The following is a 24,698-nucleotide window of genomic DNA, read 5'->3' as shown; positions in this document are numbered from 1 at the left end:
CCCTGCCGGTCGATCACCCCAGAGAATGAACGGCAGTGCTCGAGACACTCTGGCTCGCAGGTTTCGACGGATCAGTCCCATCCGTGACAAGCCAAGAATGGCCTGAAACCAGCAATTAGCAAGCCAAACGCTTGTTTGACTGATCAGTCACCTTTTTGCCGTTGAAATTCGCGCCTTACAGCGTCGATGAAAATCCGCGCCCAGCGTCCTGCGACCGCGCGAAGTCGGCGCGGATACGTTTTTTGTCCAACTTGCCCACACTGGTCTTGGGAACTTCGGTAACAAGGGCGATCTGGGTCGGCACGGCCCACTTGTTGATGTGCCCCTGCTCGACGAAGGGCTCGAGGTGTTCCGCGATGCTCCTGGCGTCCAGCTCCTGCCCCTCCTTTGCCACCACCAGGGCGAACGGACGCTCGCCCCATTGCTCATCGGCCATGCCCACCACCGCGACTTCACGCACGGCGGGGTGGCGGCTGATCAGGTCTTCCAGTGCCAACGAGGAAATCCATTCACCGCCGGTCTTGATCACATCCTTGATGCGGTCACGAATGTCGATGAAACCCATGGCGTCCAGGGTCGCCACATCGCCGGTGTGCATCCAGCCATGGGCCCACAATGCCTCGCTCTTTTCCGGCTCGCGGCAGTAGCCGCGGGTCAGCCAGGGTGATCGCAGCACCAGTTCACCCTGGGTTTCGCCATCTGCCGGCAGCCGCTGACCGTCGGCGTCCATGATCGCCGCCTCCACCAGAGGAACCGGTACACCGGCCTTGATGCGGTAGGTGATGCACTCGTCCTCAGTGCCGGCCAGCAGTTCCTCGTTGAGGTAACCACAGGCTATCAGCGGACAGGTTTCCGACATGCCATAGGCCGCCGTCAACTGGATACCGCTGGCCTTGGCCGCGGCATAGAGCGAACGATTGAGGGCGCTGCCGCCGATGATGATCTTCAAGCCCTTGAAGTCGTGCCCCTGGGCACCCGGCGCGCCGAGCAGCATCTGCAAGATGGTCGGCACGCAGTGCGAGAAGGTCACCTGTTCGCCCTTGATCAGCTTGCAGAGCATTTCCGGCTCGTAACGCCCCGGGTAGACCTGCTTCACCCCCAGCAAGGTGGCGACGTAAGGCACGCCCCAGGCATGCACGTGAAACATCGGCGTGATGGGCATGTAGACATCGTCGCTGCCCATCAGCCGGATGCTGTCCAGGCTGCCGACGGTGCAGGCCATGGACAGGGTGTGCAGCACCAGTTGACGATGGGTGAAGTAAACCCCCTTGGGATTGCCGGTGGTGCCCGTGGTGTAGAAGGTGGTGGCGACCGAGTTCTCGTCGAAGTCGGCAAAATCGTACAGCGGGCTGGCCGCCGCCAGCAGCCTCTCGTACTCGCCGACCAGGCCCGGCAGTTCTGCACGGCAGTCGCAATCATCGGTCAACAGCAGCGTGCCGGTGACGCTGGTGAGTTGCCCGGCGATCCCCTGGTACAGCGCCACGAAATCACTGTTGACCAGCACGAAGCGGTCTTCGGCATGGTTCATGGTGTAAAGGATCTGCTCGGGCGACAGGCGAATGTTGATGGTATGCAGCACGGCACCGATCATCGGCACCGCGAACATGCATTCCAGGTAGCGATGACTGTCCCAGTCCATCACCGCCACGGTGTCGCCGGCCCTGACCCCGGCCTGACCCAGCACATTGGCCAGCCGCGCGACCCGTTCGGCGAACGTCGCGTAGCTGTAACGCAGGGTATCGCGGTAGACGATCTCGCGGGTTCTCTCGTAGCGACAACCGGACAGCAGCAGGTGCTTGATCAGCAGCGGTTGCTCATGGGCATTGGCGGCGGGAGGAACGATGCGGGTCTGCAACATGGGCTCACCTGTTCTGGACTATTGTTGGTAGCGACACCACGAGGCCAGGCATCTACGGCTTGGCTCCGGCCGACGGTAGCACGGGCAGGCTGCCGTTCAATCAACCGAAAGGATGATTGTGCTGCCTTCGCGGAGCCACGAAAGCCGTTTTGCCCTATCCAACAAGAACGAGGTAAAGCATGTCAGAGATCGTCATCGTCAGCGGCGCACGCACGCCGATGGGAGGGTTCCAGGGCAGCCTGTCGACGCTCAGTGCGGTGGAACTGGGGGCAGCGGCGATTCGCGCGGCGGTGGCCAGATCAGGCGTCGCACCAGCCGAGGTACAGGAAGTGATCATGGGCTGCGTCCTGCCCGCGGGGCTCAAGCAGGGGCCGGCCCGCCAGGCATCCCTGGCCGCCGGACTGCCCAGTGCCACAGGCTGCACCACCCTCAACAAACTCTGCGGTTCGGGCATGAAGGCCGTGATGTTGGCTCACGACCTGATCAGGGCGGGCAGCAACGAGGTGGTGGTCGCCGGTGGCATGGAAAGCATGTCCAATGCCCCGTACCTCCTGCCGAAGGCACGAGGCGGCCTGCGCATGGGCCATGGGGAGGTCAAGGACCACATGTTCCTCGATGGCCTGGAAGACGCCCGCACAGGCCGCCTGATGGGCTCGTTCGCCCAGGAGACGGCGGATCGCTACGGGATTACCCGCGAAGCCATGGATGCCTATGCTATCGAATCGCTGCGCCGCGCCCAGCAGGCCATGACCTCGGGGCTGCTGGCCGACGAGATCGTGCCGGTCACCCTGAGCACCCGCCAGGGCGATGTCCAGGTAAGCGAGGACGAGCAGCCCCTGAATGCCAGGATCGAGCGCATTCCCGCCCTCAAGCCTGCCTTCAGCAAGGACGGCAGCATTACCGCCGCCAACGCCAGCTCGATCTCCGATGGCGCCAGCGCGCTGCTGCTGACGAGTGCCGAACAGGCCAAGGCGCGCGGCCTCAAACCGCTGGCAAGAATCGTCGCACACGCCACCCAGAGCCAGGATCCCAGCGAGTTCACCCTTGCCCCGATCGGCGCCATCGGCAACCTGCTGCGCAAGGTCGGCTGGCACAAGGACGAAGTCGACCTGTTCGAAATCAACGAAGCCTTCGCCATGGTCAGCATGCTGGCCATCCGCGAACACGGCCTCGATCACGGCAAGGTGAACATCTACGGCGGCGCCTGTGCCCAGGGTCACCCGGTAGGCTCGACCGGCTCGCGGATCATCATCACGCTGATCAATGCACTGCGCCAGACCGGTGGCACGCGTGGCATCGCCTCGCTGTGCATAGGCGGTGGCGAGGCGACGGCAATCGCCGTGGAAATCGTCTAGGCCTGGCGCGTGGCGCTCTTTACTTCAGCTCGGTGAAGGCCAGCTTGATCCCCAGGCCGACCAGCACGGCGCCCATCAGCCGATCGAACCAGTGGCCCATGCGGGCGAAACCATCACGCACCCGCTGATGGCTGAAGAGCATGGCCACCAGACAGAACCACAGGGCAGTGGCCACCGCCAGGTAGATGCCGTACCCGGCCTGCACCAGCAGCGGCGTATGGGGGTTGATCACCACGGTGAACAGCGACAGGAAGAACAGCGTTGCCTTGGGGTTCAGGCCGTTGGTGACGAAGCCCGTGACGAAGGCCCCGCGGCGCGTGCGCGCAAGCGCTGGAGCCTGGTTGCGGGTGGCATCCGCAGTCGCCGGCCTGGCGCGCAGTGCCTTGAAGCCGATGTACAGGAGATAGGCGGCGGCCAGCCACTTCAAGGCATTGAACAGTACGATGGACTGGGAAACGATCAGGCCGATACCCAGCAGCGAATACGCCACGTGAACGAAGATCCCCATACCCACGCCCAGCGCGCAGAACACACCCGTGCGCCGCCCGTGCGCGACGCTTTCGCGCACCACGATGGCGAAGTCCGGCCCGGGGCTTGCCACTGCCAGCAGGTGGATCAGGGCGACGGTGAAGAACTCCATCCAGTACATAGCGGCTCCGCATCGGGCTTCAAACCGTGATCGTCCCCCAACGGTCAACTCTAGACCCTCGTGGGTCAAACCGGCGGCCGATGGTGAACAGGCTCTGATAGGCTGCACTTTACCTCCCGACAAGACAGCCAGAAAGGTACAGCTGATGAGTAAAACCGGCCACGCAGTATTTCTCGACTATCGCTCCCTCGATTTGGGCGATCTGGACCTGACTCCGCTGCGCGAGCAGTTCGCCGAGCTGGTGCTCCACGAGCGGAGTACGTCGGAACAGGTCATCGAACGACTGCAGGGCGCCCGCGTGGCCATTGTCAACAAGGCTGTGATCGACGCCTCGGTGCTCGGCGCCTGCGCGGATCTCGAGCTGGTACTGGTAAGCGCCACCGGCACCAACAATGTCGACCTGGAGGCCGCCCGCAGCCGTGGCGTCGCCGTCTGCAACTGCCAGGGCTACGGTACCCCCTCGGTAGCGCAGCACACCCTCACCCTGCTACTCGCCCTGGCCACCAGCCTGGCGGAGTACCAGCACGACATCCGCGCCGGTCGCTGGCAGCAATCGCCGATGTTCTGCCTGCTCGACCACCCGATCGTCGAACTCGAAGGCAAGACCCTGGGCATGCTCGGTCACGGTGAACTGGGGGGTGCCGTCGCCCGGCTTGCCGAAGCCTTCGGTATGCGCGTGCTCTACGGGCAACTGCCAGGCCGCCCGCTGCGGGCGGATCGCCTGCCGCTGGATGAGCTGCTGCCGCAGGTCGACGCACTGACCCTGCATTGCCCGCTGACCGAGCAGACCCGCAACCTGATTACCGCCCGCGAACTGGACCTGCTCAAGCCCGGTGCTTTCGTAATCAACACCGCGCGTGGTGGCCTTATCGACGAGCAGGCCCTGGCCGATGCCCTGCGTGCCGGCAAGCTCGGCGGCGCAGCCACCGATGTACTGACTCAGGAACCACCCCGCGATGGCAACCCGTTGCTGGCTGGCGACATTCCTCGCCTGATCGTCACGCCCCACAGTGCCTGGGGCAGCCGCGAGGCGCGCCAGCGGATCGTCGGGCAACTGGCGGAAAATGCAGCGGGCTTTCTGGCAAGCCAGGTAATACGCCAAGTGAACTGAGGGCGGCATTCCTCCACCTGTGGCTTTGGGCTTGCAGCTTGAAGCGGCCGCCCCTACCCTTCGCGCTTTTGCCGGGGAGATCCCATGGATCCGAGAAGTGAAGTGCTGCTGCGCCAGGCCGGGCTGTTCAGCGGCCCGCTACTGCTGGCAGGACTCGCGGCCGATGACCTGCTCGGACACCTGCCACAGGCCCGTGGCTGGAGCTGGCACGCCGGCGACCACGCTCGACTCGAGGCGCGCTTCGCCGAACGCAGCACCTTCGGGGTGGCCCCGCCGCAGGCCAGCTTCGACTCCGCCGTACTGTTCCTGCCCAAGTCCCGCGAGCTGGCCGGTTACCTGCTCGATACCCTGGCCGCCCGCCTGCCAGGCGGCGTGCTCTATCTGGTCGGTGAGAAGCGCGCAGGTGTCGAGCGTGCGGCCAAACAGATGGCCGCTTATGGCGTGCCGCACAAGCTCGACAGTGCGCGTCACTGCCAACTGTGGCAAGTGCGCGTGGAACAGGCCCCTGCCACCCCGGACCTCTCCGCGCTGGCGCAGCGCTACAGGCTGCCGCTCGATGACGGCCCGCTCGAGGTGATCACCCTTCCAGGCGTGTTCAGTCACGGCCGACTGGATATCGGCAGCGCCCTGCTGCTCGACCACCTGGACGAGCTGCCGAGCGGTCATCTGCTGGACTTCGGCTGTGGCGCCGGCGTACTCGGCGCGGTGCTCAAGCGTCGCTATCCGCACAGCCACGTCACCCTGCTGGATGTCGATGCGTTCGCCGTCGCCAGCAGCCGCCTGACCCTTGCCGCGAACGGCCTGGAAGCCGACGTCATCAGCGGCGATGGCATCGCCGCGGCGCCCTCGGAGCTGAGCGCGATCCTCAGCAACCCTCCCTTCCACCAGGGCGTGCACACCCACTATCAGGCCAGCGAGGACTTGTTGCGCCAGGCCGCCAGACACCTGCGCCAGGGTGGCCAGATTCGCCTGGTGGCCAACCGCTTCCTCAAGTACCCGCCATTGATCGAGCAGCATGTCGGCACCTGCCAGGTCCTTGCCGACAGCGAGGGTTTTCGCATTTACAAGGCGCTCAGCCGCTGACGCTGCGGGCCTGCGGCACAGCGGCGCAGGCCTTGCCCAAAACGCCCCGTTTGGGCAGAATGCGCGCGTCCTAGGGGAGTAGTCTCCCGCGAGCGCCAGCTCGCCCGGCATGCATCAACATACTTGGTCAGTCGACCATGGTGCGTGCGACCCAAAGACCCGCCTAGACGGGTCTGCGCGACCCGGCCACAGCCAGCACGGGTGCCGCGCAGGGTTTGACAAGACCTATGACACGAACACCTTACCCGGGGCGGGAAGGCTGTACGTGTCATAGCCGTGTCTACCCGCCCTCTAGGAAAGCTGATGCTGGAATCTCTCTTCGTTCCCACCCTGATCGTCGCCCTGGCGGAAATCGGCGACAAGACGCAATTGCTCGCGTTGCTGCTGGCAGCACGTTTTCGCAGGCCGTGGCCGATCATCTGGGGCATGGTGGTCGCCACCCTGGCCAATCACCTGGTGGCCGGCGCGGTCGGCAACTGGGTCGCCGGGCTGCTGTCCCCCGCACTGTTGAGCTGGATACTGGCGGCCTCGTTCATCATCGTGGCGCTGTGGACGCTGATTCCAGACAAGCTCGACGACGACGAAAGCTCCAACCTGAAACGCTATGGCCCGTTCCTGACCACGCTGATCGCCTTCTTCCTGGCCGAGATGGGCGACAAGACCCAGGTGGCGACCGTGATGCTCGCCGCCCAATACCCCCACTTCATCATGGTGGTGATCGGCACCACCCTGGGCATGCTGCTCGCCAACGTACCGGTGGTGCTGGCCGGCAATTTCGCCGCGGATCGCCTGCCACTGACCCTGATCCGCCGCCTGGCCGCCACCGCCTTTCTGGCACTGGCGCTCTATGCGGCTTATCAGGCACTGCTGCTGAGTGGGCTCGTCGGTAAATGATCGTTAGGCCGGACGAGGACGCAGATAGCCATTGTCGGCGAACCACTGAATGCTGCGCTGCAAGGTATCGTCCACCGACTGGCGGGCGACGAAACCCAACTCTTCGCGGGCCTTGCGACCATCGAGGAACTGGCTGCCGGACATCAGCGCGATGGCCGTCTCGTCCAGCCATGGCCAGGCGCCGGTGAGGCGATGGCGCAACCGTCCCCAGGCCGCCAGGCCGTTGGCCCTGTTCAGCGACAACTCTGGCGGTGCGGTGACGCCCAGACGCTCGGCGATACGACCGATCAGATCCGCCATCTGAATGTTCTCGCCACTGATCAGGTAACGCTCCCCCACACGGCCATGCTCGAGGGCCAGCAGCAACCCCCTGCCCGCCTCACTGGCGTCTATCAGGTTGCGTTCACCCGGGACGTAACCGCGCATTTCACCGCTGTCGATGGCAGTGATCAGCCGGCCGCTGCTTGGCCCGGCATCCAGTTCGCCAAGGCACAGGCCAGGGATCGCGATCACCACCGGCAGCCCGGCACGCGCCTGCTCACGGGCCTGCTGGTCCAAGGCCCATTTCGACAGAAGGTAGGCATTGCGCGAGCGCGGCATTTCGTCGTAGAACAACCCTTCATGCCCGGGCTGCCCCAACGGGTGCCTGGGCAGGGCGATCGCCGAGCCCACGTAGACGATGCGGGTTAATTCGACCGCCTGGCAGGCCTCATAGAAACGCCGGGTCTGATCGAGCGCACTGGCGACCTCGTCCTGCCAGTGACGGGGCCGCTGCGGGTAATGGCCGGCGCAGAAGATCACGCCGTCGACGTCGTGCAGCGCCTTGGTCAGCGCGCGCCGGTCGAGCAGCTCGGCCGCCCGGCATTCAGCGCCGAGGTAAGCCAGGCGCTCGATGCGCGAGGACAACCGATGAACCAGCACCACCTGATGCCCGGCGGCCTTGATCGCGCGCGCCGCATGATGACCGAGCAGGCCCGATGCACCGACGACGGCGATTCTCACGCAAGGCTCCCGGGCGCCCGGGAGATCGCTAGCGGGCGAACTCGAGGGGGAGCGCGGGAATCACTTCTTCGCCTGCTCATACAGCGGCATCACTTTTGGAATGGCGGCCCGTAGCGAGGCGATGCGACTCGACGATGCCGGGTGAGTGCTCATGAACTCGGGCGGCGCGCCTTCGCTGGCCTTGGCCATTTTCTCCCACAGAGAAATCGCCGCGTTGGGATTGAAACCGCCCCGCGCCGAGAGCTCCAGGCCGATCAGGTCAGCTTCGTTCTCGTTGCTGCGGCTGTTGGGCAGGGTCATGCCGTAATTCACGGCGGCATCGGCCAGGGCCATCTTGTCCGATGTCACTCCCAGCAGCGCGGCAGCCCCCTGCTTGGCCAGGTTCACGCCATAGGCCTTGGACATCGCTTCGCGGCCATGCTCGCGCAGGGCATGGGCGATTTCATGGCCCATCACCGCCGCGATCTCGTCATCGGTGAGTTTCAGCTTGTCGATGATGCCGGTATAGAAAATGATCTTGCCACCCGGGCCGCAATTGGCGTTCAGCTCCGGGCTGTCGATCAGATTGACTTCCCATTGCCACTGCGCGGCATCGGGCCTGAACAGCGGCGCCTGCTTGATCAAGCGGTCGGCGATACGCTGCAGACGCTTGGCATCGGCACTGTTCTTGTCCAGCACGCCCTTGGTGGAGGCTTCCTTGAGCGTCGCCTGGTAGGACTGGGCATACATCTGGTTGACTTCATCGGTCGACAGCGCACTGAACATGTACTGCTTGCGCTCGACGCCCACCGCACCGCCACTGGTGGTATTGACGGCCTGGCATCCTGCCAACAGCAGGGCCGCTGCCAGCGTGGTGAAAGACAACGACGGTTTCATGCTGGGTCTCCCTGGGAACTGAGCGACGTATGCTAGGGGCTGCTCGTGTTGCAGCGCAAGCCGCGCGTTCAGGCGGGCGTCAGACACTCCGGCCCGTCGAGCGTCGGATCGTTGACCAGGTTACTCAACACCCGTTCCCTCAGGGCCGGTGACGCGCCGACGAGCAGCGGCTTCAGTTCCTCCAACGGTGTATCCACAGCCAGCCAGCGCTGCTGATCCTGTGTATCGAGAATCAGCGGGCGACGCAGCGTGGCAGCGGCCTGGGTGACCATGGCAGTGCTGAGGTAGACATGCCCCTCGACCGGATAGGCTTCCCAGATGGCCGCGAAATAAAGCAGAGAATCCTGGCCGCTCAACCAGTAGGGGCGCTTGCGCGCGGCACCGCGCCACTCGTAGAAGCCGTTCGCCGGGATCAAGCCGCGGCGCAGACGAAAGCCGTCGCGAAACATGGGTTGGTCGACCAGCGTCTCGGCACGTGCATGGGACGGCGTCTTCGACAGATCGGTGAGCCACGGCGGCGTCAGCCCCCAGCGCGCCCGCACCAGCGAACGCTGCTCACCATCGGCGCGCTGCAGGAGCACCTGAGCGCCGGGCGACAGATTCCAGTGAGGCTGTTGATCAGCGGGAAAACCGGCCAGCGCCGCAAAAGCAGGTGTCCAGCGAAACAGGGCGAAGCGTCCACTCATGGGTGATCCGATCAGGATGGATGCGCAGCTGCATCAACACAGCAACACACCCTGGAAATTATCCGGCTCGTCACCGGGCAGCGGTTGCGCACCATTGTACTCGGCGATCAACTGGCGGGCGCGCTCGCAATCATCATCCTCGACCAGCATACCCAGCAGGCCGCAGGCCGGCAGCTCGCCCACCGCGCCGACCAGATGGCCACCGACCAGGTGTGCCTGAATACCCTCGCTGGCGAGCATGCCTTTCAATAACTCGCCCTCCATGAGGTCCTGGGGTTCGTAGACTCGCTTCATCAGTCGTTCTCCCCGCGCACATCCAGTTGCCAATCCACCCCGTCGGTATTGAGCGAAAACACGATTGGCCGGCAGCACACTGGACAGTCCTCGATGTACTGCTGATCGCCGGCCGACAGATCCAGCACGGCCTCGACCGGCTCGCCGCAATAAGGGCATTGATAATCCTGGGTTTCCAGCATGGGGCGCCTCCCTGTGACTTGCAGGGTATAATGGGCGGTCTATTGCTGCCTCTCGGGTCTGCTGTCGTCGTGCTCACGGGCCCGAACGGCGGCGGCTCTACTCGACGGGGCGCTCAACCTCTCAATCGCAGCGACAATCACAAGAGATCATGATGGGCGAATTCGATAGCATCCGACCTTACGCCGACGCGGAAATTCCAGCGGTTCTGGCGCGCCTGTTGGCCGACGATGCGTTCCTCGACATCCTTACCCAGTTTCGTTTCCCGCGTCTTGCGGGACCATTCGGCTGGTTGCTCAAACCTCTTATAGCTCATCGGCTGCGTTCGCGGTTGCGCGCCATCGATTCGGTGAGAGCCCTGCAGGACACCATCGAGCCCTACGTCGACCGCACCGTCGAGAAAGCCACCGACGGCGTGACCTACTCCGGCGTGGAAACCCTCAAGTCAGGCAGCGCCTACCTGTTCCTGGCCAACCACCGCGACATCGTCATGGATCCGGCCTTCGTCAATTACGCGGTGTATCACGCCGGGCTGCAGACGCCACGTATCGCCATCGGCGACAACCTGCTGCAGAAGCCTTTCGTCAGCGACCTGATGCGCCTGAACAAGAGCTTCATCGTACACCGCTCGATCAGCGGCCGCCGCGAGAAGCTGGCAGCCTACCAATTGCTGTCGGCCTATATCAGCCACTCGATTCGCCACGACGGCGAGTCGATCTGGATCGCCCAGGCCGAAGGTCGCGCCAAGGACGGAGACGACCGTACCGATTCGGCGATCCTCAAGATGTTTCACATGAGCCGCAAGGACGAGCCGTTCGCCGAGGTCATCGGCAGCCTCAAGCTGACTCCGGTGTCGATCAGCTATGAATATGATCCCTGCGACCTCGCCAAGGCCCGTGAGCTCTATACCCGTGCGACGACCGGCAGCTACACCAAACAGCCGGGTGAAGACGACAAGAGCATCGCCTTGGGCATTACCGGCTACAAAGGGCGCGTACACGTGCATTTCGGCGACCCGCTAACCAGCGGCTTCGAAGATGCCAAGCAGTTGGCCGCCATCACCGATGCGCAGATCCTCACCGGCTATCGGCTGTTCCCCGTGCACTACCTGGCCTATGCGATGTGGAGCGAGCGCGATGCACAGCTCGATGTTCCTGCGGCCGAGACGCTGTTCGACGCCGCCGAACTAGCCGCCGCCAGGGAGCAATGGCAGCAGCGCCTGGGCAAATGCCCGAGCGAGCACCGCCCCTACTTGGTACAGCAGTACGCTATGCCGGTGCGCAACCAGTATCGCATCAAGGCCGGCCTGCCGCTCTGATCGCGCAGACGCGCATCGCTCAAAAATGAAAAAGCCCCGACATGTCGGGGCTTTTCCGTACTGCGTGACCGATTTACTGACCGCTGAGGACCTGCGACAGGGTGGGGTCCTTGAACGCTCGGGTCAGCGCGTCGCTCAACACATCACTGACCAACTTGGTGTTGGTTTCCTGATTGGGCGCCATGCCGAAGCGCTGGTTCAGGGAAGCACCGTAGCGACCGCTGTAACGGCGCTTGCTGTTCTGCACGTCGGCACGGAAGGAAGCAGTCATGTCCGCCTCGGTGACGTAGAGGCCTTCCTTGGGGGACTGATATTTCAGCTCGGCCAGGGTCAGCGTCAGCTGGGGCGCATTGTAGGCGTTGGCTGACGGCGTGAAGCCCAGCAGACGGACTGCGGCTTCGGCCTGGGCTTGCAGTTTGGGTAGCACATCCTGGCCAGCGACGCTGATGGCGCTGGTTTCCGGATACAGGCCGCCACGGGTACCCAGCACCGGGGATGGCCGGCCGTCGACCACGCGCACGACCACCGGCTGGCCTTGACCGACAGCGGTCAGCGGGCCGGTGAGTTTGGGTTGCGGACTGATTTGCTGCGGGCTGTGGGCACAACCGACAAGAGCCAGACTCAGAGCGGCAAGCAGACCAAACAACAGGCGATTCATACTCGGTTCTCCATGGAGGGGCGCATAAGGCGTCGCGAAGTATAACGAATCGACCCGCGATGGGTGAACGCGGTTCCGCGTCATGTGCCGGTCACATGCCGGCGGTATAAGACTTTGGTCGCTTTGCATGATGGAAGTTTGTTTGATGCGCGCATTACTGGAAAAGCTGTCACCTTCACCACGCCCGCGTATTTTCGCTTGTTTGGATGAGCAGGGAATATGCCGGGCATTTCGCCAGAGCGCCCAGGAGCCGGGGCCTTCAAGCTGGCATGAGGTCAACGAAAAACGCCTTGCATGGCTAGGCCGCCCACTCCCCAAGAGCGCCTTCAGCGCCGGCTGAACGTGCCTGTACGCGTTCGCGCACGGCACGGCGTGTGCAATAAAAGTCACACGCATCTGATCAACGCCCTCGCTTTCGCCTTATAATCGCGCCCCGATTATAAGGACGCCTCCTGATCGGCCTCGCCGTACCGCTGATGCAGTTCACGCCATCGGCAACGCCACAGAGAGTCGCCCACTTCGTGCTGCTCGATATCGACAGCCCTTCTCGCTCTATATGCTGCGATTGCCGCGTTTTCGCGGAACATCTGCTGGCGAGAAAGGCCCAACAGGCACATGAACTTTTGAGGTTCGCGTTCCAAAAGGACGTGAAAAAACGGTTTCAATAACTTCACGAGAGTGTGGCGAACATATGAATCATCTTACGGCAGGACAAGGCGACCCCCTTCCGTCATCCGGATCCCCAGGACAGCTCTGCAACCGCTGACAGGCGCACTTACGCCCAGGCCAAAGGCCATCGATTGGAAGCTGATTTTTTGGAGATGTGGTAATGGCGCAGAACGATTACGAAGCTGTAGATGTAGTGCTGGTCGGAGCCGGCATCATGAGCGCGACATTGGCCGTACTGCTCAAGGAACTCGATCCGGGCATCACCCTGGAAGTCGTGGAAGCCATGGACAGCGGCGCGGTGGAAAGCTCCAATCCCTGGAACAACGCAGGCACCGGCCATGCGGGCCTGTGCGAGCTGAACTACACCCCTGAGTCCGAAGACGGCTCCATCGACATCAAGAAAGCGGTGAGCATCAACGCCCAGTTCGAAGAGTCCAAACAGTTCTGGGCCTACCTGGTCAACAAAGGCACGTTCGGCTCGCCGAAGACCTTTATCAATCCGGTCCCACACCTCAGCTTCGTTCGCGGCCAGAAAGGTATCGATTACCTGAAGAAGCGTTTCGAAGCCCTGCGTGCGCACCATGCCTTCGCGGACATGGTGTACAGCGAAGACCGCGACACCATGGCCCAGTGGATGCCACTGATGATGCCTGGTCGCGATGCCAGCGAGCCGATCGCAGCGACTCGCGTGGCCAATGGTACCGACGTCAATTTCGGTGCACTGACCAAGAGCCTGCTGGATTATCTGGTGCAGCAGAGCAATGCCCGCGTGACCTGCAACCAGCGAGTCACGGACCTGACCCGCAACGAGCACGGCTGGCGGGTGAGCACCAAGGACACGAAAAACGGCAACCACCGCAGCATTCAGGCACGCTTCGTGTTCCTCGGTGCCGGTGGCGGTGCCCTGCCGCTGCTGCAGATATCGGGCATTCCGGAAGGCAAGGGCTTCGGTGGTTTCCCGGTCAGCGGCCAATGGCTGCGCTGCGACAATCCGGAGGTGGTCAATCGCCACCAGGCCAAGGTGTACAGCCAGGCCGAGGTGGGTTCGCCCCCCATGTCGGTACCGCATCTGGACACGCGGGTCGTAGACGGCAAGAAATCCCTGCTGTTCGGGCCATACGCCGGCTTCACCACCAAGTTCCTGAAGAAGGGCTCGTTCCTCGACCTGCCCCTGTCGGTGCGCCTCAACAACATCGGCCCGATGCTGGCGGTGGCACGCGACAACTTCGACCTGACCCGCTATCTGGTCAAGGAAGTCATGCAATCCCAGGATCAGCGACTCGATACACTACGCACCTTCTACCCAGAAGCCAAAGCCAGTGACTGGCGCCTGGAGATCGCCGGGCAACGCGTGCAGATCATCAAGAAAGACGCCAAGAAAGGCGGCATCCTGCAGTTCGGCACCGAACTGGTGGCCGCCAAGGATGGCTCCATCGCCGCCCTGCTGGGCGCCTCACCGGGCGCCTCGGTAACGGTCTCGATCATGCTCGACCTGATCCGACGCTGTTTCCCCGAGCAGGCGGCTTCGGCCGAGTGGAGCAGCAAATTGCAGGAGATATTCCCTGCACCATCTTCGGTGCTGAGCAGCGATGCCGAGCAGTACCGGGCCGTGCAGTCGCATTCGGATGCTCTGCTGCAGTTGAACGGCACACTGCCGGCCTGACCGTGCAGCGTGAAGACAAGATGGCGCCCGTTAAGGCGCCGTCTTTGCACGCAAGATGATCACCGCGCAAAGCCTCGATACACCATAGCCCCGTCGACCACGCTGCCAATAAAAATGCCAGTCAGCAAGGCTGACTGGCACGAGGCTTGGCAGGCCGGGAATTATTGAAACAGGGAGTCGGCTGAAAGGCCGTTCTTCTCGAGTATCTCACGCAGACGCTTGAGCGCTTCCACCTGGATCTGCCGCACCCGCTCGCGGGTCAGGGCAATCTCCTGGCCCACCTCCTCGAGGGTGCAACTTTCATGGCCACGCAGACCGAAGCGACGAACCACAACCTCCCGTTGCTTGTCGGTCAACTCCGACAGCCACTGGTCGATACTCTGGGAAAGATCGTCGTCCTGCAGCAACTCGCAGGGATCGGTGGGCCGGTCATCGGTGAGGGTGTCGAGTAGCGTCTTGTCGGAGTCCGGGCCGAGCGATACATCCACCGACGATACGCGTTCGTTCAGGCCGAGCATACGCTTGACTTCACCCACCGGTTTTTCCAGCAGGTTGGCGATTTCCTCAGGCGAGGGCTCGTGATCGAGCTTCTGGGTCAACTCGCGCGCTGCACGCAGGTAGACGTTGAGCTCCTTGACCACATGGATGGGCAGGCGAATGGTACGGGTCTGGTTCATGATCGCCCGCTCGATGGTCTGCCGGATCCACCAGGTCGCGTAGGTGGAAAAACGGAAGCCACGCTCGGGGTCGAATTTCTCCACGGCGCGGATCAGGCCGAGGTTGCCTTCTTCGATCAGATCCAGCAGCGAGAGCCCACGGTTGACGTAGCGCCTGGCGATCTTGACCACCAGCCGCAGATTGCTCTCGATCATGCGCTTACGGCCGGCGGGGTCGCCCTTTTGCGCCAGGCGCGCGAAGAACACCTCTTCCTGCGGAGTAAGCAGAGGGGAAAAGCCGATTTCGTTGAGGTAGAGCTGAGTGGCGTCGAGCGCCCGTGTGTAGTCGATGTACTTGTGCTGCTTGCTGCCAGCGGATGGCTTGGCCTTGGAACGCACAGTGGGCTTGATTCCAGCTTGCTCGCCCCTCCCATCGTCGAGATCGATGTCGGGCTCCATCAGGAGCACCTCATCCTCGATGTCAAACTCCGGCGCTTCTTGATTCTTGAGTGCCATTTTGTTTTCCGTCCCTTGCTGAGTTCGACCAGCAAGCTCCGACGCGCCATTCTCCTTGGCGACATCCGAGCCCGTCCATCCCACATGAAGGGGCGAACGAGCGACAGATCAACGACGTGGCAGGTATTGCATTGGATCTACAGGCTTACCCTGGCGGCGAATCTCGAAGTGAAGTTTCACCCGGTCAGTTCCCGTGGAACCCATCTCGGCAATCTGTTGCCCGACTTTGACCTGCTGCCCCTCTCGTACCAACAGTCTCCGATTATGACCGTAGGCACTCACGTAGGTATCGCTGTGCTTGATGATCACCAATTCGCCGTAGCCCCGTAACCCACTCCCGGCGTAGACAACGGATCCACCAGACGCAGCAAGGACAGGCTGTCCCAATTCCCCGGCGATATCAACGCCTTTATTCAAACTGCCGTTTGATGAGAATCGACCGATAATCACACCACTGGCAGGCCACGCCCACCCCGTTGCAGAGCGCTGAACAGGCTGTACGGGAGTGGTGGCGGGCGCCACCACGACGGGCACCGAGGGCTGGGTGGGCGTCCTTGCCGGAGCGCCCTGGACGGGTGTGGCCGGCCGGCTTGGTGTAGTCACTATCGGGGACCTGACGGACGGTGCGGAAGTGGCCACCGGCCCACTCGAGCCACCCGGGCCGAAACGAATGATCTGTCCGACACGGATCATGTACGGAGCCGCGATCGCGTTTTTCGCAGCCAGCGCCTTCCAGTCCCAGCCATAGCGGAAGGCGATGGAATAGAGTGTGTCGCCTCGTTGCACGCGGTACTGCCCAGACGTGACCGGTTGACGCTGCGCTGCGGCATTGTTGCGATCCACGACCTGTACATTGCCGGAGTGCGAACTGGCGCATCCGGCCAGCACGGTACTCAGCACCGTCAGAACCAGCAGATGGCGTAGCATGCCCGAGCGGTAGTGCCCTTGATTGGCTGTGAAACTCACCCGTATCTCCCTTGCAGACGCCCTTGAGGGGCCGGTAACCGACGCCGGCACCTCAGAACACTTCCAACTGACGGCGGCGCGCCAGCCATTCCACACCCAGAACCAGAACGATGGCACAGCTGCTCAAGGCAATGGCCAGCAGCAACTGCGTCTCTTCACCACTGACCTCGGTGAATTGCCATGGCAATAGATTGACCTGTTCAAGAGGAAACGATTCACCATGACGGTTGGTTTGCCAGCTGAGCGTGTGTTTCCAGGGCCATACCTTGACCAGCGAACCGAGCATCAGACCGGCCAGGAAGGCCATGGTCAGGTCACGCACATGCGCCAGCAGCCAGCTCAGCAGCTTGGAGAAGGTCAGCAGGCCCAGCACACAGCCGGCACAGAACACTGCCAGAACCGTCAGATCGAAATTCTTCACCGCCCCCAGCACGACCGGGTAAAGGCCCAGCAGTACCAGGATGAAGCTGCCAGAGATGCCGGGCAGGATCATCGCACTGATGGCGATGGCCCCGGAGACAAACAGCATCAGCGGATCCGCGGAAAGCTGCATGGGCACAGCCAGGGTGATCCACAACGCAAATGCCAACCCTGTGGCGAATCCCACCAGCCGGTTGGTGCGCCAGGCACTGACCTCGCGCCCCACCAGATAGACGGACACCAGAACCAGGCCGAAGAAAAACGCCCAGAGCGGCACCGGGTGCTCGTTCATCAAGTAGCTGATCGCACGGGCCAGGGTGAAGATACTGCTGAGCATGCCCAGCATGACGACCAGCAGAAAGCTGGCATTACATGCCTGCCAGGCCTCCTTGATACGACCGCGGGCGAACAGCAGCAAGGCTTCGGGCATACTGGCGAGCGAGGCGAGCAACTTGTCGTATATACCGGTTATGAGGGCGACGGTGCCACCGGAAAATCCGGGCACCACGTCGACAGCGCCCATGGCTATCCCTTTGGTATATAGCAACAGGGTTTTCTTCATGCATCCTTCCGTATGATCGAATCAAGCCAGGGGGCCGTTGAGCAGGGGCACGAAGCGTACTGTGTCGAGGACGTGCCGAGAGAACCCCTGCTCCTCTCGAATGATCAGCAACAATTGCTGAACGTCACCTGAACCGACAGGAATGACCAGACGCCCACCTGGAGCCAGCTGATCCAGCAACGCCTGAGGCACTTCGGATGCCGCTGCCGTGACGATGATGCCATTGTAGGGTGCCAGCGCAGGCCAACCCTCCCAGCCATCGCCCCAGCGGAACACCACGTTGCGCAGGCTGAGTTTGACCAAGCGTTCCTTCGCCCGTTCCTGCAACCCCTGAATACGTTCGACCGTGAACACCCGCTCGACCAGCTGAGCCAGAATCGCCGTCTGATAACCAGACCCCGTGCCGATCTCCAGCACCTTGTCCAGTGGCCCGGCAGCGAGCAGCAACTCACTCATGCGGGCGACCATGTAGGGCTGCGAGATGGTCTGGTTATGGCCGATCGGCAGGGCCGTGTCCTCGTAGGCACGGTGCGCCAGGGCTTCGTCGACGAACAGGTGGCGCGGCGTGCGGCGAATCACCTCGAGTACCTGAGCGTTGGACAGGCCCTCGTCGTAGAGACGCTGGATCAAGCGCTCGCGGGTGCGCTGAGAGGTCATGCCAATCCCGTGGCGGTCATGCTCCCGAGTCATGTCATCAGCCCCTCCAGCCAGGGTTTCAGGCGGTTCAGACCCTCCTGATAAGTGCGGTCGAGCTGCAGCGGCGTTACCGAGACGTAGCCCTGCATCACCGCGTGGAAGTCGGTGCCCTGAGCGCCGTCCTCCACATCACCGGCAGCCGCGATCCAGTAGCCCTCCTTGCCACGCGGATTGACCACCTTCACCGGCGCTGCGGCCCGCGCACGATGGCCGAGTCGGGTCAGTTGCACGCCACGGATATGCTCGAGTGGCAGATTGGGCACGTTGACATTGAGCACGGTGCGCGGCGGCAGATCGAGCTGTTCATGGGCCTCGACCAGCCTGCGAGCGAAATAAGCGGCGGTCGGCATGTTTTCGGCAGAACGCGAAAGCAGCGAAAAGGCGAATGCCGGGCGGGCCAGGAAACGGCCTTCGAGGGCGGCGGCCACGGTGCCGGAATACAGCACGTCGTCGCCCAGATTGGCCCCCAGGTTGATACCCGCCACCACCAGATCGGCAACCTCGGGCAACAGACCGTTGAGGCCCAGGTGCACGCAGTCGGTCGGCGTACCGTTGAGGCTGATGTAACCATTGGCCAGCGTGCACGGATGCAGCGGACGATCAAGGGTCAGCGAACTGCTCGCGCCACTCCGATCGCCATCGGGGGCAATCACCGTGCAGTCGGCGTAATCGGCCAGCGCAGCGTGCAACGCGGCGAGGCCCGGTGCGGCCACGCCGTCATCGTTTGAAATCAGAATACGCATGGGTTGTCCGTCTGCCCTGCCGGCAAAAGGTCGACGATTTCGCGCACCAGAACAGTCGCGAAACATCCAGCCGGCAGAACGAATTCCAGTTGCAGAATGTCAGGCTCGGGATAATGCCACGTCAAACCACTAATGGGGAGGCGCAGGATACGCCGTTCGTGCGCCATGCCCGCTTCTGCAAGCCATTGAGCCAGTTGCGCTTCGGCATCGCCGATACCCTGCTCGAGATCTCCGGTGGCGCCATCCGCTGGCGACGGGCCCTCGCCCCATAACGGCCCGGTCGGGTGCAGGTCCAGCAGGGCCAAACGCGGATCCAGGCATTCGGCTTCACCGGCAGCGAAAAAACTGCGGCTGTCGGTGAACGCCAGCAGGTCGCCGGGCTGCGCCTCGTTCCAGTTGCCGGCAGAGACTCGCTCGGCCAGTACCCGGTTGAACAGGAAGCTGCGCGCGGCCGACAGCACCCGTGAACGCACATTGCGCTTTTCCGGCAGCTCCCTGCGCTCGGCGAAATGCCGGGCATGCGCGACGTTGCCGCCTTCGAAACCGAAGCGCTGGGCACCGTAGTAATTGGGGATACCCTGGGCGGCGATACACTGCAAACGCTCGTCCAGGCTGGCGTGATCGGCCTGCAGTCGGGTCAGGCGCAGGGTGAAACCGTTGGCCGCATGGGCACCGCGCTGCAACTTGCGCGAATGGCGCTCCTGCCTGAGGACTCGCAGGGTTTCGTCCTGGGCGTTGGCCAGGTCCGGATCGTTCCTGCCCGGCAGGTGCAGGCTGAACCACTGGCGCGTCAGCGCCTGGCGGTCCTTGAGGCCGGCATAGCTGACCATCCGCACCGGCACGCCGGCCGCTCGGGCCAGGCGAACCGCCGCTTCCTCGGTGTTCAGCCCGCGCTTCTCGACCCACAGCCACAGGTGCTCGCCGGCACCGGACAGTTCGATGTCCAGCACCTCATCGACCTGGAAATCCTCGGCCGTGGCCTTGAGCACCGCCTGCCCACAGGGCTCGCCATGGGCGCGGGGGCCAAGCAGTTCCAGTTCGGTCATGCGCTGACCAGCAAGGCGACCGCATGCACGGCGATACCTTCCTCACGCCCCACGAAACCCAGCTTCTCCGTGGTGGTGGCCTTGACGTTGACCTGATCCAGCTCGACCTGCAGATCCTCGGCGATCAGACGGCGCATGGCTTCGATATGCGGCGCCATCTTCGGCGCCTGGGCCTCGATGGTGGCGTCGACGTTGCCGACTTTCCAGCCCTTGCCGCGAACCAGTCCCAGCACATGCCGAAGCAACACACGGCTGTCGGCGCCCTTGAATTCGGGATCGGTATCCGGGAAATGCTTGCCGATATCGCCAAGCGCCACGGCGCCCAGCAAGGCATCGGCCAAGGCATGCAGGACCACGTCGCCATCGGAGTGGGCGACCAGGCCGAACGTGTGGGGAATACGAACACCGCCCAGGGTGATGAAATCTCCGTCGCCGAAGCGGTGTACATCGTAACCGTGGCCAATGCGCATGAACCGACGCCCTCGCAAAAAGGCCGATTCTACCCGAAAGAACAACCGGAGGCGGACTTGCCCGGCGACCGAATCAACCAATGGAATGAAGCCCATTACCGGCTGCGCATTTTCACGGCCCACCTGTCGAGCAAGAATTCAGCCATGTGGCGACAGGCCTGAGGCAGCGCCATCGACGGCTGAATACCCATACACCGTCGAGGTGAAAAACGGCAAAATTCTCCACTGCCATGCCTTTGGCCGCCTTCGCCAAAACCTCCACGGCGAAAATGTTGGAATGTTCTCGGCCTGCCGGTAGTCGACAAGAGGTAGCAAAACATTTCTAGCAACCATGGAGACCATCATGGCCGTAGCACGCAAGCCGACAGCAGCAAAACCCAAGGCAAAAGCCAGCGCACAGAAACTCAAAGGCGATGGCCTGGCCATCAATACCAGCGTCGATGGCGCTGCCCGCGAGAAGGTCGCTGAAGCACTGACCAAGGCGGTCGCGGACAGCTACACCCTGTACGTCAAGACCCTGGGCGTGCACTGGAACGTGCAAGGCTCGAATTTCTATGGCCTGCACAAGCTGACCGACGCGCAGTACAACGAAATTCATCAGGCCGCTGACGAGCTTGCCGAGCGCATTCGCGCCCTGGGCAAACTGGCGCCGACCGGTGGAGAAACCTTCCGCGCGCTCACCGTCATCGACAATGAAGCGCCACACAAACCTACACCGCAGATGATCGGCGAGCTGGTGAAGGACAACGAAGCAGTGGCTCGGCGCATGAGCGAATTCGCTGAACTGGCGGAAGAAGCCGGTGACCTGTTCAGCCACGACATGCTGGTAGCACGCATCGGTGTGCACGAGCAGAATGCCTGGATGCTGAGATCCAGCCTGGGTGAGTGATCTGTAGCAGCCAAAAGAAGGGCGCTGCCGGTTGAACCGGCAGCGCCCTTTTTCATTCAGCGGGCCAACGCCTCGGCATGATGGCGCAAGTGGTCGTCGATGAAACTGGCGATGAAGTAGTAGCTGTGGTCATACCCCGGCTGCAGACGCAGGGTCAGCGGATGGTTGGCCGCCTTGGCCGCCGCCTCCAGCGCCTGGGGCTTGAGCTGGCCATCGAGAAAATCGTCACGATCTCCCTGATCCACCAGAATCGGCAACTTCTCCGTCGCATCAGCGATCAGCACGCTGGCATCCCACTCGCGCCAGCGCGAACGGTCTTCACCCAGATAGTTGGAAAACGCCTTCTCCCCCCACGGGCAGTTGACCGGATTGGCGATCGGCGAAAAGGCCGAGACCGATGCATAACGCCCCGGATTCTTGAGCGCGCAGATCAACGCGCCGTGGCCGCCCATGGAGTGTCCGGAGATGCCGCGCTTGTCCGATACCGGAAAGTTGGCCTCGATCAACGCTGGCAGTTCCTGCACCACGTAATCGTACATGCGGTAATGGCGCGCCCAGGGCTCCTGCGTCGCGTTGACGTAGAAGCCGGCACCCAGACCGAAATCGTAGGCGCCATTGGCGTCGTCCGGCACACCCTCGCCGCGCGGGCTGGTATCGGGCGCGACGATGATCAGGCCTAGCTCGGCAGCCATGCGCTGGGCGCCGGCCTTCTGCATGAAGTTCTCGTCGCTGCAGGTCAGCCCGCTGAGCCAGTACAGCACCGGCAGCCTGGCGCCCTTCTCGGCTTGCGGCGGCAGGTAGACGGCGAACACCATGTCGCAGTTGAGCGACGTGGAGCGATGACGGTAGCGCTTGTGCCAGCCGCCAAAACTCTTGTTGCTGGAAACGATTTCCAAAGTCATGACGAGTCCTCACGGGCGGCGGACAAGCCGTCGGGCGACGGCGTTATCCGCCCCACTGATCAATAGTGGATGACGGTGCGGATGCTCTTGCCTTCGTGCATCAGATCGAAGGCGTCGTTGATCTGCTCCAGGCCCATGGTGTGGGTGATGAAGGTATCCAGCGGAATTTCGCCGCTCTGCGACTTCTCCACATAGCTCGGCAGCTCGGTGCGGCCCTTGACGCCACCGAAAGCCGAACCACGCCAGACGCGACCGGTTACCAGTTGGAACGGACGGGTGCTGATTTCCTGACCGGCCCCGGCCACGCCGATGATCACGCTTTCACCCCAGCCCTTGTGCGCGCACTCCAGTGCGGCGCGCATCAGTTGCACGTTGCCGACGCACTCGAAGCTGTAGTCCACGCCGCCATCGGTCAACTCGATGATCACGTCCTGGATCGGCTTGTCGTAGTCCTTGGGGTTGACGAAGTCGGTGGCGCCCAGCTCGCGGGCCACGTCGAACTTGGCCGGATTGATATCGACGGCGATGATGCGCGAGGCCTTGGCCATCTTCGCACCGATGATCGCTGCCAGGCCGATGCCCCCCAGGCCGAAGATGGCCACGGTGGCCCCCTCCTCCACCTTGGCGGTATTGAGCACGGCGCCGATACCGGTGGTCACGCCACAGCCGAGCAGGCAGACCTTTTCCAACGGCGCGTCCTTCGGAATGACAGCCAGGGAGACTTCCGGCAGGACGGTGTATTCGGAGAACGTCGAGCAGCCCATGTAGTGGTAGATCGGCTCGCCGTTGTAGCTGAAGCGCGACGTACCATCGGGCATCAGGCCCTTGCCCTGCGTAGCACGCACCGAGCTGCACAGGTTGGTCTTGCCCGACAGGCAGAATTTGCACTTGCGGCATTCCGCGGTGTACAGCGGGATCACGTGGTCACCTACGGCCACTGATGTCACGCCGTCGCCGATGGCTTCGACGATGCCGCCACCTTCGTGGCCTAGGATCGAGGGGAACACGCCCTCGGAGTCAGCGCCGGACAGGGTGTAGGCGTCGGTGTGGCAAACGCCGGTCGCGACGATACGTACCAGCACTTCCCCAGCCTTGGGGGGCTCTACATCCACTTCGACGATTTTCAGCGGCTCGTTGGGCGCAAAGGCTACGGCGGCGCGCGACTTGATCATATCCAGAATCTCCTGATGGGAAAGCGATGGGGAGGGAGTGTAGTAGACCCACAGCGAGAGATAATCAGGCAGAATGCAAAACATTATTGCTATACAGGGATAATCAATCGCTGGCCAGGCAAAAGGGAAGAACATGAATCGTTGGGAAGGCCTGGACGAATTCGTCGCCGTCGCGGAATGTGGCCAGTTCACGGCTGCAGCTGAACGCCTGGGTCTGTCCTCATCCCAGGTAAGCCGACAAATCGCCCGCCTGGAAGAACGTCTGCATACCCGGCTGTTCTATCGCACCACGCGCAAGGTGGCGCTGACCGAGGCGGGTCAGACCTTTCTGCAGCATTGCCAGCGCCTGCAGGATGCACGGGAGGAAGCGCTCAATGCGATTGGCGATCTAGGCGGCGAGCCCAAGGGGCTGCTGCGCATGACCTGTGCGGTGGCTTACGGCGAGCGATTCATCGTGCCCTTGGTCAGCGCATTCGCCGCCCGCCACCCGCGGCTTTCCGTGGATATCGAATTGAGCAATCGCACCCTGGATCTACTCCAGGACGGCTTCGACATCGCCATTCGCCTGGGTCGCCTGCAAGACTCGCGAATGCTCGCGACGCGCCTGGCGCCGAGGCGCATGTACCTGTGCGCATCGCCTGACTACCTGCAGCGCTACGGCCGGCCGCACAGCCTCTCGGAGCTGGCTCGACACAATTGCCTGGTTGGCAGCAGCGATGTCTGGACATTCCAGCTCGACGGCTGCGAAGCCTCGCAGCGGGTTCAAGGCAACTGGCGCTGCAACAGCGGCCAGGCCGTGCTGGATGCGGCGCTCGGTGGACTGGGCCTGTGCCAGTTACCCGACTATTACGTGCTAGAACACCTGCGCAGTGGCGCCCTGGTGTCCCTGCTCGACAATCACCAGCCACCGAATACCGCAGTATGGGCGCTCTACCCGCAACAACGGCATCTGTCGCCCAAGGTCAGGCAACTGATCGATGCGCTGCGCGACGGTTTGAGCCAACGCATCGAATACGCCTAGCTGTGTAAACCCAGTACGTTGTTCAGTGGAAGTGGCGCGCGACTGATGGGTGGTAGGTAGCCTAGGCTGGCGTGAGGTCGGTGCCAGTTGTAATGATGAAGCCAAGGTAGCAGGTGGGCGGCCCGTTGCTCTGAAGTGTCATAGCTGCAGGCATACGCCCACTCGCGCAAGCTGGTCTGGATGAATCGCTCGGCCTTGCCGTTGGTGCGCGGTGTGTAGGGTTTGGTCCACAGATGACGCAAGCCAAGCCTGCGCACCAAACGCCGGAAGCGCTTGGATCGGTAGCAGACGCCATTGTCGGTCATGATGCGAGTAATCCGTATGCCCAGGCCGCGGTAGTAGC

26 protein-coding genes are annotated in these 24,698 nt (G+C 62.8%); 8 read left to right on the top strand and 18 right to left on the bottom strand.

Translation table 11 applies throughout. The features are described 5' to 3' along the window. Window positions 1-175 precede the first annotated feature (175 nt). Entirely contained in the window at window positions 176-1,858 is a 1,683-nt protein-coding gene (locus BLR94_RS19505; protein ID WP_084307757.1) for a fatty acid--CoA ligase, read from the bottom strand. Window positions 1,859-2,037: 179 nt separating this feature from the next. Between BLR94_RS19505 and BLR94_RS19500 the strand changes: the two genes are divergently transcribed. Further along, the gene (locus BLR94_RS19500; RefSeq protein WP_084307758.1) at window positions 2,038-3,213 is read left to right on the top strand and encodes an acetyl-CoA C-acyltransferase; all 1,176 of its coding nucleotides are present in this window, start codon (window positions 2,038-2,040) and stop codon (window positions 3,211-3,213) included. Between the two features lie 19 nt (window positions 3,214-3,232). Here BLR94_RS19500 and BLR94_RS19495 read toward each other — a convergent pair whose 3' ends face one another. Then, window positions 3,233-3,862, bottom strand: a complete 630-nt coding sequence (locus BLR94_RS19495) for a LysE family transporter (protein WP_084307759.1) — start codon at window positions 3,860-3,862, stop codon at window positions 3,233-3,235. 145 nt (window positions 3,863-4,007) lie between these two features. On the opposite strand from BLR94_RS19495, the gene BLR94_RS19490 reads away from it, so the two are divergent. From BLR94_RS19490 to BLR94_RS19480, 3 genes are all read left to right on the top strand, one after another. Then, entirely contained in the window at window positions 4,008-4,973 is a 966-nt protein-coding gene (locus BLR94_RS19490) for a 2-hydroxyacid dehydrogenase (RefSeq protein WP_084307760.1), read from the top strand. Window positions 4,974-5,057: 84 nt separating this feature from the next. Next, the gene (locus BLR94_RS19485) at window positions 5,058-6,056 is read left to right on the top strand and encodes a class I SAM-dependent methyltransferase (protein WP_084307761.1); all 999 of its coding nucleotides are present in this window, start codon (window positions 5,058-5,060) and stop codon (window positions 6,054-6,056) included. Window positions 6,057-6,359: 303 nt separating this feature from the next. Next, window positions 6,360-6,950, top strand: a complete 591-nt coding sequence (locus BLR94_RS19480; protein ID WP_084307762.1) for a TMEM165/GDT1 family protein — start codon at window positions 6,360-6,362, stop codon at window positions 6,948-6,950. A gap of 3 nt (window positions 6,951-6,953) precedes the next feature. Here BLR94_RS19480 and BLR94_RS19475 read toward each other — a convergent pair whose 3' ends face one another. The 5 genes from BLR94_RS19475 to BLR94_RS19455 all read right to left on the bottom strand — a co-directional run bounded on the left by BLR94_RS19475 (window position 6,954) and on the right by BLR94_RS19455 (window position 9,990). After that, window positions 6,954-7,952: an NAD-dependent epimerase/dehydratase family protein gene (locus BLR94_RS19475; protein WP_084307763.1), complete on the bottom strand. Its 999-nt coding sequence runs from the start codon at window positions 7,950-7,952 to the stop codon at window positions 6,954-6,956. 60 nt (window positions 7,953-8,012) lie between these two features. Continuing rightward, complete coding sequence (locus tag BLR94_RS19470) at window positions 8,013-8,828, bottom strand: M48 family metallopeptidase (RefSeq protein ID WP_084307764.1); 816 nt, start codon at window positions 8,826-8,828, stop codon at window positions 8,013-8,015. A gap of 68 nt (window positions 8,829-8,896) precedes the next feature. Then, a complete protein-coding gene (locus BLR94_RS19465; protein ID WP_084307765.1) occupies window positions 8,897-9,514 on the bottom strand; it encodes an SOS response-associated peptidase in 618 nt (205 codons plus the stop codon). A 33-nt stretch (window positions 9,515-9,547) separates the two neighbouring features. Further along, window positions 9,548-9,808 (bottom strand): putative signal transducing protein, encoded by a 261-nt coding sequence (locus BLR94_RS19460; protein ID WP_084307766.1) that lies wholly within the window; start codon window positions 9,806-9,808, stop codon window positions 9,548-9,550. Beyond that, entirely contained in the window at window positions 9,808-9,990 is a 183-nt protein-coding gene (locus tag BLR94_RS19455) for a CPXCG motif-containing cysteine-rich protein (RefSeq protein ID WP_084307767.1), read from the bottom strand. Before BLR94_RS19455 ends, BLR94_RS19460 begins: the two co-directional genes overlap by 1 nt. Window positions 9,991-10,142: 152 nt before the next feature. Between BLR94_RS19455 and BLR94_RS19450 the strand changes: the two genes are divergently transcribed. After that, window positions 10,143-11,306 (top strand): 1-acyl-sn-glycerol-3-phosphate acyltransferase, encoded by a 1,164-nt coding sequence (locus BLR94_RS19450; protein WP_420895751.1) that lies wholly within the window; start codon window positions 10,143-10,145, stop codon window positions 11,304-11,306. A gap of 73 nt (window positions 11,307-11,379) precedes the next feature. Here BLR94_RS19450 and BLR94_RS19445 read toward each other — a convergent pair whose 3' ends face one another. Continuing rightward, entirely contained in the window at window positions 11,380-11,964 is a 585-nt protein-coding gene (locus tag BLR94_RS19445) for a YajG family lipoprotein (RefSeq protein ID WP_084307769.1), read from the bottom strand. Window positions 11,965-12,793: 829 nt separating this feature from the next. Here BLR94_RS19445 and mqo point away from each other — a divergent pair. Beyond that, complete coding sequence (mqo, locus tag BLR94_RS19430) at window positions 12,794-14,296, top strand: malate dehydrogenase (quinone) (protein ID WP_084307772.1); 1,503 nt, start codon at window positions 12,794-12,796, stop codon at window positions 14,294-14,296. Between the two features lie 161 nt (window positions 14,297-14,457). Here the strand turns inward: mqo and rpoS are convergent, their stop codons facing one another. From rpoS to ispF, 7 genes are all read right to left on the bottom strand, one after another. Then, window positions 14,458-15,468 (bottom strand): RNA polymerase sigma factor RpoS, encoded by a 1,011-nt coding sequence (gene rpoS, locus BLR94_RS19425; protein WP_084307773.1) that lies wholly within the window; start codon window positions 15,466-15,468, stop codon window positions 14,458-14,460. Between the two features lie 108 nt (window positions 15,469-15,576). Continuing rightward, the gene (locus BLR94_RS19420) at window positions 15,577-16,395 is read right to left on the bottom strand and encodes a peptidoglycan DD-metalloendopeptidase family protein (protein ID WP_084307791.1); all 819 of its coding nucleotides are present in this window, start codon (window positions 16,393-16,395) and stop codon (window positions 15,577-15,579) included. Between the two features lie 91 nt (window positions 16,396-16,486). Then, window positions 16,487-17,416 carry a polyprenyl-phosphate transporter gene (locus tag BLR94_RS19415; protein WP_084307774.1) on the bottom strand — a complete coding sequence of 310 codons (930 nt, stop codon included), beginning with the start codon at window positions 17,414-17,416 and terminating at the stop codon, window positions 16,487-16,489. 21 nt (window positions 17,417-17,437) lie between these two features. Next, entirely contained in the window at window positions 17,438-18,106 is a 669-nt protein-coding gene (locus BLR94_RS19410) for a protein-L-isoaspartate(D-aspartate) O-methyltransferase (protein WP_084307775.1), read from the bottom strand. Then, window positions 18,103-18,855: a 5'/3'-nucleotidase SurE gene (gene surE / locus BLR94_RS19405; protein ID WP_084307776.1), complete on the bottom strand. Its 753-nt coding sequence runs from the start codon at window positions 18,853-18,855 to the stop codon at window positions 18,103-18,105. Before surE ends, BLR94_RS19410 begins: the two co-directional genes overlap by 4 nt. Then, window positions 18,843-19,901: a tRNA pseudouridine(13) synthase TruD gene (gene truD / locus BLR94_RS19400; protein ID WP_084307777.1), complete on the bottom strand. Its 1,059-nt coding sequence runs from the start codon at window positions 19,899-19,901 to the stop codon at window positions 18,843-18,845. The genes surE and truD overlap by 13 nt, the downstream gene beginning before the upstream one ends. Continuing rightward, a complete protein-coding gene (ispF, locus tag BLR94_RS19395; RefSeq protein ID WP_084307778.1) occupies window positions 19,898-20,371 on the bottom strand; it encodes a 2-C-methyl-D-erythritol 2,4-cyclodiphosphate synthase in 474 nt (157 codons plus the stop codon). The genes truD and ispF overlap by 4 nt, the downstream gene beginning before the upstream one ends. 343 nt (window positions 20,372-20,714) lie before the next feature. Here ispF and BLR94_RS19390 point away from each other — a divergent pair, with 343 nt between their 5' ends. Next, window positions 20,715-21,260 carry a Dps family protein gene (locus BLR94_RS19390; protein ID WP_052493837.1) on the top strand — a complete coding sequence of 182 codons (546 nt, stop codon included), beginning with the start codon at window positions 20,715-20,717 and terminating at the stop codon, window positions 21,258-21,260. Window positions 21,261-21,316: 56 nt separating this feature from the next. Here BLR94_RS19390 and fghA read toward each other — a convergent pair whose 3' ends face one another. Both fghA and BLR94_RS19380 read right to left on the bottom strand, forming a co-directional pair. Then, the gene (gene fghA, locus BLR94_RS19385) at window positions 21,317-22,162 is read right to left on the bottom strand and encodes an S-formylglutathione hydrolase (protein WP_084307779.1); all 846 of its coding nucleotides are present in this window, start codon (window positions 22,160-22,162) and stop codon (window positions 21,317-21,319) included. 59 nt (window positions 22,163-22,221) lie between these two features. Next, window positions 22,222-23,334 (bottom strand): S-(hydroxymethyl)glutathione dehydrogenase/class III alcohol dehydrogenase, encoded by a 1,113-nt coding sequence (locus BLR94_RS19380; protein ID WP_084307780.1) that lies wholly within the window; start codon window positions 23,332-23,334, stop codon window positions 22,222-22,224. 133 nt (window positions 23,335-23,467) lie between these two features. Between BLR94_RS19380 and BLR94_RS19375 the strand changes: the two genes are divergently transcribed. After that, entirely contained in the window at window positions 23,468-24,355 is an 888-nt protein-coding gene (locus BLR94_RS19375; RefSeq protein ID WP_084307781.1) for a LysR substrate-binding domain-containing protein, read from the top strand. On the opposite strand, the gene BLR94_RS19370 is transcribed toward BLR94_RS19375, so the two are convergent. Beyond that, window positions 24,352-24,698 (bottom strand): integrase core domain-containing protein (locus tag BLR94_RS19370; RefSeq protein WP_139207481.1); only part of this gene is annotated, 347 nt, incomplete at its 5' end. The two genes, BLR94_RS19375 and BLR94_RS19370, sit on opposite strands and share 4 nt — an antisense overlap.

The sequence above is a fragment of the Phytopseudomonas flavescens genome, assembly GCF_900100535.1.
Classification (GTDB): domain Bacteria; phylum Pseudomonadota; class Gammaproteobacteria; order Pseudomonadales; family Pseudomonadaceae; genus Aquipseudomonas; species Aquipseudomonas flavescens.
Note: the sequence above shows the minus strand (reverse complement) of the source record. Positions and strands in the feature narration are given on the sequence as shown.

Bases quoted from the DNA above. Each gene is read 5' to 3' on its own strand.
- BLR94_RS19380 (WP_084307780.1), bottom strand. From the start codon at position 23,334: ATGATCAAGTCGCGCGCCGCCGTAGCCTTTGCGCCCAACGAGCCGCTG.
- mqo (WP_084307772.1), top strand. From the start codon at position 12,794: ATGGCGCAGAACGATTACGAAGCTGTAGATGTAGTGCTGGTCGGAGCC.
- BLR94_RS19485 (WP_084307761.1), top strand. From the start codon at position 5,058: ATGGATCCGAGAAGTGAAGTGCTGCTGCGCCAGGCCGGGCTGTTCAGC.
- BLR94_RS19495 (WP_084307759.1), bottom strand. From the start codon at position 3,862: ATGTACTGGATGGAGTTCTTCACCGTCGCCCTGATCCACCTGCTGGCA.
- truD (WP_084307777.1), bottom strand. From the start codon at position 19,901: ATGACCGAACTGGAACTGCTTGGCCCCCGCGCCCATGGCGAGCCCTGT.
- BLR94_RS19450 (WP_420895751.1), top strand. From the start codon at position 10,143: ATGGGCGAATTCGATAGCATCCGACCTTACGCCGACGCGGAAATTCCA.
- rpoS (WP_084307773.1), bottom strand. From the start codon at position 15,468: ATGGCACTCAAGAATCAAGAAGCGCCGGAGTTTGACATCGAGGATGAG.
- BLR94_RS19445 (WP_084307769.1), bottom strand. From the start codon at position 11,964: ATGAATCGCCTGTTGTTTGGTCTGCTTGCCGCTCTGAGTCTGGCTCTT.
- BLR94_RS19465 (WP_084307765.1), bottom strand. From the start codon at position 9,514: ATGAGTGGACGCTTCGCCCTGTTTCGCTGGACACCTGCTTTTGCGGCG.
- BLR94_RS19505 (WP_084307757.1), bottom strand. From the start codon at position 1,858: ATGTTGCAGACCCGCATCGTTCCTCCCGCCGCCAATGCCCATGAGCAA.
- BLR94_RS19460 (WP_084307766.1), bottom strand. From the start codon at position 9,808: ATGAAGCGAGTCTACGAACCCCAGGACCTCATGGAGGGCGAGTTATTG.
- BLR94_RS19500 (WP_084307758.1), top strand. From the start codon at position 2,038: ATGTCAGAGATCGTCATCGTCAGCGGCGCACGCACGCCGATGGGAGGG.
- BLR94_RS19375 (WP_084307781.1), top strand. From the start codon at position 23,468: ATGAATCGTTGGGAAGGCCTGGACGAATTCGTCGCCGTCGCGGAATGT.
- BLR94_RS19410 (WP_084307775.1), bottom strand. From the start codon at position 18,106: ATGACTCGGGAGCATGACCGCCACGGGATTGGCATGACCTCTCAGCGC.
- BLR94_RS19420 (WP_084307791.1), bottom strand. From the start codon at position 16,395: ATGCTACGCCATCTGCTGGTTCTGACGGTGCTGAGTACCGTGCTGGCC.
- BLR94_RS19480 (WP_084307762.1), top strand. From the start codon at position 6,360: ATGCTGGAATCTCTCTTCGTTCCCACCCTGATCGTCGCCCTGGCGGAA.
- BLR94_RS19390 (WP_052493837.1), top strand. From the start codon at position 20,715: ATGGCCGTAGCACGCAAGCCGACAGCAGCAAAACCCAAGGCAAAAGCC.
- ispF (WP_084307778.1), bottom strand. From the start codon at position 20,371: ATGCGCATTGGCCACGGTTACGATGTACACCGCTTCGGCGACGGAGAT.
- fghA (WP_084307779.1), bottom strand. From the start codon at position 22,162: ATGACTTTGGAAATCGTTTCCAGCAACAAGAGTTTTGGCGGCTGGCAC.
- BLR94_RS19455 (WP_084307767.1), bottom strand. From the start codon at position 9,990: ATGCTGGAAACCCAGGATTATCAATGCCCTTATTGCGGCGAGCCGGTC.
- surE (WP_084307776.1), bottom strand. From the start codon at position 18,855: ATGCGTATTCTGATTTCAAACGATGACGGCGTGGCCGCACCGGGCCTC.
- BLR94_RS19490 (WP_084307760.1), top strand. From the start codon at position 4,008: ATGAGTAAAACCGGCCACGCAGTATTTCTCGACTATCGCTCCCTCGAT.
- BLR94_RS19470 (WP_084307764.1), bottom strand. From the start codon at position 8,828: ATGAAACCGTCGTTGTCTTTCACCACGCTGGCAGCGGCCCTGCTGTTG.
- BLR94_RS19415 (WP_084307774.1), bottom strand. From the start codon at position 17,416: ATGAAGAAAACCCTGTTGCTATATACCAAAGGGATAGCCATGGGCGCT.